At 45.4% G+C, this 6,911-nt stretch carries 8 protein-coding genes and 2 pseudogenes; 4 read left to right on the forward strand and 6 right to left on the reverse strand.

What is annotated here, in order from left to right; all coding sequences use genetic code 11:
• Positions 1 to 20 precede the first annotated feature (20 nt).
• From NA624_RS08345 to NA624_RS08355, 3 genes are read left to right on the forward strand one after another with little or no spacing between them, the layout of a single operon-like run.
• Entirely contained in the window at positions 21 to 263 is a 243-nt protein-coding gene (locus NA624_RS08345; RefSeq protein ID WP_000178827.1) for a hypothetical protein, read from the forward strand.
• Positions 264 to 316: 53 nt separating this feature from the next.
• Positions 317 to 2,887: a prophage tail fiber N-terminal domain-containing protein gene (locus tag NA624_RS08350; RefSeq protein WP_001549636.1), complete on the forward strand. Its 2,571-nt coding sequence runs from the start codon at positions 317 to 319 to the stop codon at positions 2,885 to 2,887.
• Between the two features lie 14 nt (positions 2,888 to 2,901).
• Positions 2,902 to 3,420: a tail fiber assembly protein gene (locus NA624_RS08355; RefSeq protein WP_023261521.1), complete on the forward strand. Its 519-nt coding sequence runs from the start codon at positions 2,902 to 2,904 to the stop codon at positions 3,418 to 3,420.
• A gap of 170 nt (positions 3,421 to 3,590) precedes the next feature.
• Here NA624_RS08355 and NA624_RS08360 read toward each other — a convergent pair whose 3' ends face one another.
• The 5 genes from NA624_RS08360 to NA624_RS08380 all read right to left on the reverse strand — a co-directional run bounded on the left by NA624_RS08360 (position 3,591) and on the right by NA624_RS08380 (position 5,598).
• Entirely contained in the window at positions 3,591 to 4,232 is a 642-nt protein-coding gene (locus NA624_RS08360) for a glutathione S-transferase family protein (RefSeq protein WP_023204696.1), read from the reverse strand.
• Positions 4,233 to 4,506: 274 nt separating this feature from the next.
• On the reverse strand, positions 4,507 to 4,740 hold the full coding sequence (gene ydfK / locus NA624_RS08365; protein ID WP_000836776.1) for a cold shock protein YdfK: 234 nt from the start codon (positions 4,738 to 4,740) through the stop codon (positions 4,507 to 4,509).
• A 73-nt stretch (positions 4,741 to 4,813) separates the two neighbouring features.
• Positions 4,814 to 4,927: a YnaM/YnfT family protein gene (locus NA624_RS08370; protein WP_125468752.1), complete on the reverse strand. Its 114-nt coding sequence runs from the start codon at positions 4,925 to 4,927 to the stop codon at positions 4,814 to 4,816.
• Positions 4,928 to 4,987: 60 nt separating this feature from the next.
• Positions 4,988 to 5,389 carry a hypothetical protein gene (locus NA624_RS08375; RefSeq protein ID WP_000842530.1) on the reverse strand — a complete coding sequence of 134 codons (402 nt, stop codon included), beginning with the start codon at positions 5,387 to 5,389 and terminating at the stop codon, positions 4,988 to 4,990.
• Complete coding sequence (locus NA624_RS08380) at positions 5,386 to 5,598, reverse strand: hypothetical protein (RefSeq protein ID WP_001093795.1); 213 nt, start codon at positions 5,596 to 5,598, stop codon at positions 5,386 to 5,388. The genes NA624_RS08375 and NA624_RS08380 overlap by 4 nt, the downstream gene beginning before the upstream one ends.
• A gap of 341 nt (positions 5,599 to 5,939) precedes the next feature.
• On the opposite strand from NA624_RS08380, the pseudogene NA624_RS08385 reads away from it, so the two are divergent.
• A pseudogene (locus NA624_RS08385) lies at positions 5,940 to 6,066 on the forward strand (tail fiber assembly protein); the annotation flags it as partial.
• Positions 6,067 to 6,144: 78 nt separating this feature from the next.
• Here NA624_RS08385 and gtgE read toward each other — a convergent pair.
• A pseudogene (gene gtgE / locus NA624_RS08390) lies at positions 6,145 to 6,832 on the reverse strand (virulence effector protease GtgE).
• Positions 6,833 to 6,911 lie beyond the last annotated feature (79 nt).

A 6,911-nucleotide genomic window follows, 5' to 3' on the forward strand; every position in this document is an offset into this window, starting at 1 on the left:
TCGTTTAACGAGGAACAGATATGACTATGTCGCGCTTAATTTATCTGGCGGCAGGGGTTTCCCTGTCCGTTTTATTTTCCACCGCTGCCGTTGCCGATAACGGAAGAGGAAGCGGTAACAGCAATATTGAAAACCAGACCCGGATTTATACCGGCACCGACCGTGGGCAGAAACAGCACCGCGAGGCAAAGGGAAAAACAATCACGCGGAGCGTCCAGTGTTCTCTGCCGGCATATTTACGTGACCCGGATAATCAGTGCTGAGATGTGAATGAATCTGAAGCCTGCCTGCGGGCGGGCTTTTTTATGGAGGTAATATGCCAGTACTTATTTCCGGCGTACTGAAAGATGCCACGGGAACGCCGGTACAGAACTGCACCATTCAGCTGAAGGCCTGCCGGACCAGTACGACGGTGGTCGTGAATACGGTGGCATCGGAAAATCCGGATGACGCCGGGCGCTACAGCATGGATGTGGAGCAGGGGCAGTACGCTGTCACACTCCTGGTGGAAGGGTATCCCCCGTCACATGCCGGGGTTATTACGGTCTACGATGATTCAAAGCCGGGAACCCTGAATGATTTTCTGGGGGCCATGACGGAAGACGACGTCCGCCCGGAGGCGCTGCGGCGTTTTGAGGCGATGGTGGAAGAAGTTGCCCGCCAGGCATCGGAGGCATTGAGGAATGCCACCGCTGCAGGCCAGGCATCTGAACAGGCGCAGACATCAGCAGGCCAGGCAGCGGAAAGCGCCACGACAGCCGGGAGTGCAGCCGGAGCGGCAGAAGCATCAGCCACACAGGCAGCCTCATCCGCAGCGTCTGCGGAGAGCAGCGCAGTTACGGCGACCACAAAAGCCGGTGAGGCATCAGTCAGCGCTGAATCGGCTGACACGGCCAGAACGGCGGCAGCCGCATCGGCGGCCGCAGCGAAAACATCTGAAGCGAATGCTGATGTCTCCCGAACTGCCGCCGGAGATTCAGCTGCTGCCGCAGCCGCCAGCGCGACGGCGGCGCAGGCATCAGCAGAGCGTGCCGGCGCATCCGAAACCGCTGCGAAGATGTCAGAAACGCAGGCCGCCTCCAGTGCCGGTGAGGCTGGCGCGTCAGCCACTGCGGCGGCAGCGTCGGAAAAGGCGGCAGCCGCATCGGCAGCCGCAGCAAAAACATCTGCGACAAACGCAGCAACGTCAGCAAGTACAGCAGCGGCCAGCGCAACAGCCGCCTCGTCATCAGCATCGGAGGCATCCACTCACGCCGCCGCATCTGATACCAGCGCATCACTGGCGGCGCAAAGCAGTACTGCTGCCGGAGCAGCAGCCACCAGAGCTGAAGATGCCGCAAAACGGGCAGAAGATATCGCGGACGTGATTTCCCTGGAAGATGCCAGCCTGACGAAAAAAGGTATCGTTAAGTTAAGCAGCGCCACGGACAGTGACAGCGAAGCGCTGGCAGCCACGCCAAAGGCGGTCAAGGATGTCATGAGCGAGACGCAAACCAAAGCCCCGCTGGACAGTCCGGCACTGACCGGTACGCCAACGGCACCAACGCCGGAAACCACAGCTGCAGGTATTGAAATTGCCACGGCAGCGTTTGTGGCTGCGAAAGTGGCACAGTTGGTTGGTTCTGCGCCGGAAGCGCTGGACACGCTGAAAGAACTGGCTGACGCGCTGGGTAACGATCCTAATTTTGCTACCACGGTACTGAATAAACTGGCGGGCAAGCAGCCACTGGACGAAACCCTGACGGCGCTGTCAGGAAAAAGCGTTGACGGTCTTATCGAATACGTTGGTTTACGGGAAACCATAAATCTGGCAAAAAATGCCGTCCCGGCGACGCGCAGGGTTAACAACAAACCGCTGTCCGGCGACATCACTCTGTCGGCTGCTGATGTGAGGGCCATTTCCGCCGATGCTGTCGGAGAAATTACCGATAACAGCACGATGGCATCAGCTAATACTCCAGGATGGTGGCGGGTGGCTGTGTCGAATTCTGATACGGTCACTGATTTTCCCACCTATCCGGATGGCAGCAAGCTGTACAGCTATGGATATATGCTTGTTGAGAAAATCGGGGAAGTCTGGTTTCAGCACTATTACGCGCATATGGGCGCGAACGCAAAGCGCCAGGACTGGGGAACTGAACCGAATACCAGCCGTCCGTGGATTATTGACTACAATACCGCGAACAAACCTTCAGCCGGTGATGTGGGGGCATTGCCGATTACCGGGGGACGGCTTAACGGTTCGTTAGGTATTGGTACTGATAATGCGCTGGGCGGTAATTCTATTGTGCTCGGTGATAACGATACCGGGATTAAGTGGCACAGTGACGGCGTTTTAGGCCTTTATGCCAATAATGCCCTGGTCGGTTATATCGACAACTCCTGGCTGCACATGTCAGTTGATGTTCTCACTAATGGTATCTTACGTGCCGGCAACGGAAAAACACTGACGTTATCGAGTGGTAACAACTCCGCGATGAACGCCGGTTTCAGTCTGTGGGGAAATGGCACAGACCGCCCAACGGTCATTGAACTGAGTGACGATCAGGGCTGGCATTTCTACAGCCAGAGACGACAAGACGGCGGTATCGAACTGAGTGTAAACGGCAATATTTACCCTGCTAATTACAGCAATTTTGACGCCCGTTATTTAACATCAGGAAACGTATATACAAAAGGCGAATCAGATAATCGTTATGTCCAGAATATCCAGCGCGGTGCTCCTGTATGGCCTGGCAAAGTAGATGAATATGGACCAGCAGAAGCGCCTGCTGGTTGCTTTTTAACACAGGCCAGACATGACCCAACAACAGCATACGGTGTGACATTTGCGTATAGACCGCTACAAATGTGGGTGGGTAATGGCTGGCGTACAATTAATGGATAATTTAGGTGAATATAATGGAATTAAAAAACGTAACCAGATACATTCCTGACGACCAGGACTACGATAACAACTTTCTGTATTTTCGTAGTGAAGATGGTCAGGACTTTTACGAATCACTGAGTAAATTCACCAAAAAATATAAGCTGTGCATTGACTCCGAAAATATAATACGTTCTGTAGCCGAAGATGTATCGCGCCTTTATCCGGCAGGTTTTTCGGTTGTTGAGGTCAATAAACTACCAGTCGGATTTAATATCTATGGCGGCTGGAAATATTCGAACGGCACTGTTCTGGCTGTTCCCGTTGACTATCAGGCTAAGGCCGAAACCACCCGACAGAAACTACTGGATGGAGCTAACAGCACCATTGCCGACTGGCGAACTGAACTGGCACTGGGTGAAATCAGTGACGACGATAAGGAAAATCTGACTCAATGGATGGCGTATATCAGGAAGCTTAAAACACTGGATTTAACAGCCGTTCCAGATGAGGCCACCTTCATAGCAATCAGGTGGCCAGCATTACCACAGTAATAACTACTGACTGGCTGGTTTCTCCGGTCAGTCAGTAAAATATTAGTACGGTAGTTCAGAACTTAGTGTTGTATGAGCAGGGACTAAATACATAACGGGGAGGGAGTGCATATATGAAACTCAGGTTCAGAGCTTTTACTCTTGTAATTTACGCCAGAGTACCAAATGAACTATGAATTTAACCATCCCTCTAATTTTTCTTGATTATGAGTCTGTAAAAATGAAGGGAGTTCTCTCATTCGATAAATGTAACTGGCAAGGTGTGGCCATTGCATGGCTGGGGTTGGCATGTTGCGTGTCCAGCGCATCAACATTGTCGCTAATAAGTCTACTGTAGTCAGTCTGTCACCCACCAGATAGGTTTGTTGATTTGCCAGACGTTTATCTAAATATTCGCAGGCTTCCTCAATACGGCTACGGGCCAGGGTACGAATAGCGTCAGCGTCTTCGGGACTACCATCCTTATCGGCGTAAAACCAGTCTCGCATTGAAGGAAGTAATGTATTTGCCATATATATCATCAGTTCCAGCCATTCTGCACGCTCAGGCGTATCTGGTTTAGGTGCAAGGCCAGATTCAGGATGGCGCTCGGCAAGAAGCATCAAAATAGCCGTTGATTCAGTCACTGGTTTTCCATCAACGATAAGGGTAGGCACCCGACCAACAGGATTAAGACTGAGATATTCAGGGGAGCGTTGATTACCACTTTCAATATCAACGAGTTGAGCAGTAAATGGCGTTTTTAGTTCGAACAACATCCAGTGGACTGCAAAACTGGCTGCTCCTGGTGAGTAAAATAAGGTATAGGACATCCTGTTTTCCGAATTTTATTGATTTGGGGCGAGTATAGCATGAAAAGAGAGCGTTTATCTAAAAGAAAACTATTTTTTCTATATTAACTGGTGATATATATTTATTCTGATAGTTGTAAGAGACAAGTAACATGTTGTCCAGACTGAGTAAAAGAGAGTGTAGACGTTCTTACAGAAGTTGATAATTGTTTGTCTGATTGCTTTATAATTAAATGATAACAGGTGATGGTCAGGCGGTGAAATTTTGTCTGGGTTATCTCCTTTTTGGAATGTATTATATCTTCCCATTCACATCCTGGTTTTCTTTAAGAACTGATACTGCTGTTTGTAGTAGTTCTTTGTTATCCAGCCATGCTTTGGTCTTTATGTTTCCTTCAATATAATCAAGCAATGTTCTGGTATTGATAGGCCTGCCCTGTTTCGCTACTTCCACTACAGCATCACCCAGGATAATACGAACTTTAGGAAGTTGAGAGGGGAACCACTTTAAAGTATCTTTTGATTTCATTAAGAAATATTCCTTAAAACGTTGTTAATTTTTGATAGTAAGGTAGGGACATTAATTCAGAAAATGCTGATTTTTACTCATCAGTTTTGTCCGGGTTATTTGATATACCTATTCCTACTTTGATTACAGCACAGCTAAAAATACTGAATATAATAAGCATGGTAATTATTATCAGTGTATTGTCCATATATCCTCAGAAGTACATTTTATTATGTATATTACTTTGACAATTTTTTATCCGGAAAGTTCATTTTTGGATGTAACTTTGTGTTTTTTTACTGGGAATTATAAAGTTCAGACAGTCAACGTGGTTTTCACTATTGTCTATACTAATAATTTTCTCAAGCATAAGAGTTTCATCATAAGTGCCTGAAGGCCCTTTGTCCTGATACCCATCGTTATGCACGATCAGCGAAGCATAGACACTTTTATTTGTGTTGTGATGCTTTTTTAAGCTTCTCAGTGTGTTTTTTTCTCCGTTAAGCCAGTATATCTGGTGTGTATGGCATGGTTGAAATACGCTTATATCCTGGCCCCAGAAGTATATTCCATCCACCAGGCTATAATCACCTTTACTCTTACCGGACGAGCATCCTGTTATTATAACTGTAAGCACAAGTAAAAATGAAAATGTAATGCTGCTTTTCATGATTTATCCAGTATTTTCAGGGCAGTAGATAATGGTTCTTTATCTTCGAGCCATTGCTGTTCTTTTTGTGCATTTTGTAACAGCGAGATAAGATTCTCACTGTTGATTTTTTTAGACTCCATGATGAGTTGTAGTAACGCTTTACCATAAATAATCTCTATATCTGAAAGTAAGTTAGGTGGGTATGAGGATATGTCTAAAGTGTTCATGATCTACTCCTGAAAAATATTTATGAGTTGCAAGGAATTGGTTTTACTCGCTTTAATGTGTTGTGATAATAGTCAGAATGAATCACAAAACAGTATGAACCTTTTATGGATAGTAATATACATTTAGTTGAGAATATTTATAATTAACTGATTATTATCATAAGTTGTGTTTAAGATCAATTGAAGTATCATCCGACGCAAAAGCAATCTTATTTTCATTGGTATATGCTGTATAATACTTCAACAAGTATATAAATATTACTGATAATAGTTCTGTTCTTATACATTGAAACCCACTGTGGGTAATTAACCAGCCAAGCCAGAATTTTTCACAGATGAGTCAGGATGCCATTGATCCTAGAATCGCAACAGACGATGAGAAAGCGCACCTCGACGAGTGGAAAAATGGTAACCCGGGTGGATACTTTAAAGCCTGTCTGGCCGAAACAGCCTAACAGTAACCTATAATTTGCACTTTTTTGACAGCTCAGGCCGTCGCGATATGTTAGCGGTAGCCTGAATAATTACCTTGGTAAAGGTTAACTATCATAAAATGGTACACCAGTCTTTCCAGGAGGAGGAGTGTAAAGGTTTTGGCTCATAAACACCGTCATAGTAGAGACCACAAATACTGCAATCTTCATTTTTATATTTATCATTGAATGCTAATGTAAGCTTGTCATAGACATCAATATTTGATTGCCATTCAGGTGAGGTATTCATTGAATCATAAATTAATACTTTTTTCACTTCACTATCATAGCCTACAATGCACTCTGCATGTAGACATTCCGAGCCAAGTGAAGGCCTGATCAACATCAGTGGTCCATGGTTTTGTAATTCGTAAGAAATAAAACTCTCAAAGTCATCTTCTACAGTACTATTGAAAACTTCTGCCTGTAAAGCTTCTTTAATGTTTGTAAAAAGAGAGGATTCAGGTATTTTTTGCACATTCATTTCTTTTAATAAATTCTCACATTCTATTATATCAATACCCTCTAATATATTATTAAACGCTTGATTATCAGAAGTGATGTCCTCTAATGCACTATAATTATTGCCATCTCTGGATTTGATAACATTTAATGAGCAAACCCAGCAATTATTGTAGAGGGTGTTGCCTGTGGTATCAAACTGGCTTTGAAAGCTACGATGGTGAATAATCTGACCCCTGAGGAGTTGCTGTATTACTTCTGTAAACGCTGCCTAAACTATTTTGAATGTGTCTTAACATAATGTAAGTATCCCGCATAATCGTGCCATTCATATTTAGAGATCATCCGGCATAATCAATCTTCCAACGAAGGAGATCG

The sequence above is a fragment of the Salmonella sp. NW38 genome (assembly GCF_051807745.1).
Lineage (GTDB): Bacteria > Pseudomonadota > Gammaproteobacteria > Enterobacterales > Enterobacteriaceae > Salmonella > Salmonella enterica.

Bases quoted from the DNA above. Each gene is read 5' to 3' on its own strand.
- NA624_RS08370 (WP_125468752.1), bottom strand. From the start codon at position 4,927: ATGGACAATACACTGATAATAATTACCATGCTTATTATATTCAGTATT.
- NA624_RS08345 (WP_000178827.1), top strand. From the start codon at position 21: ATGACTATGTCGCGCTTAATTTATCTGGCGGCAGGGGTTTCCCTGTCC.
- ydfK (WP_000836776.1), bottom strand. From the start codon at position 4,740: ATGAAATCAAAAGATACTTTAAAGTGGTTCCCCTCTCAACTTCCTAAA.
- NA624_RS08375 (WP_000842530.1), bottom strand. From the start codon at position 5,389: ATGAAAAGCAGCATTACATTTTCATTTTTACTTGTGCTTACAGTTATA.
- NA624_RS08355 (WP_023261521.1), top strand. From the start codon at position 2,902: ATGGAATTAAAAAACGTAACCAGATACATTCCTGACGACCAGGACTAC.
- NA624_RS08350 (WP_001549636.1), top strand. From the start codon at position 317: ATGCCAGTACTTATTTCCGGCGTACTGAAAGATGCCACGGGAACGCCG.
- NA624_RS08380 (WP_001093795.1), bottom strand. From the start codon at position 5,598: ATGAACACTTTAGACATATCCTCATACCCACCTAACTTACTTTCAGAT.
- NA624_RS08360 (WP_023204696.1), bottom strand. From the start codon at position 4,232: ATGTCCTATACCTTATTTTACTCACCAGGAGCAGCCAGTTTTGCAGTC.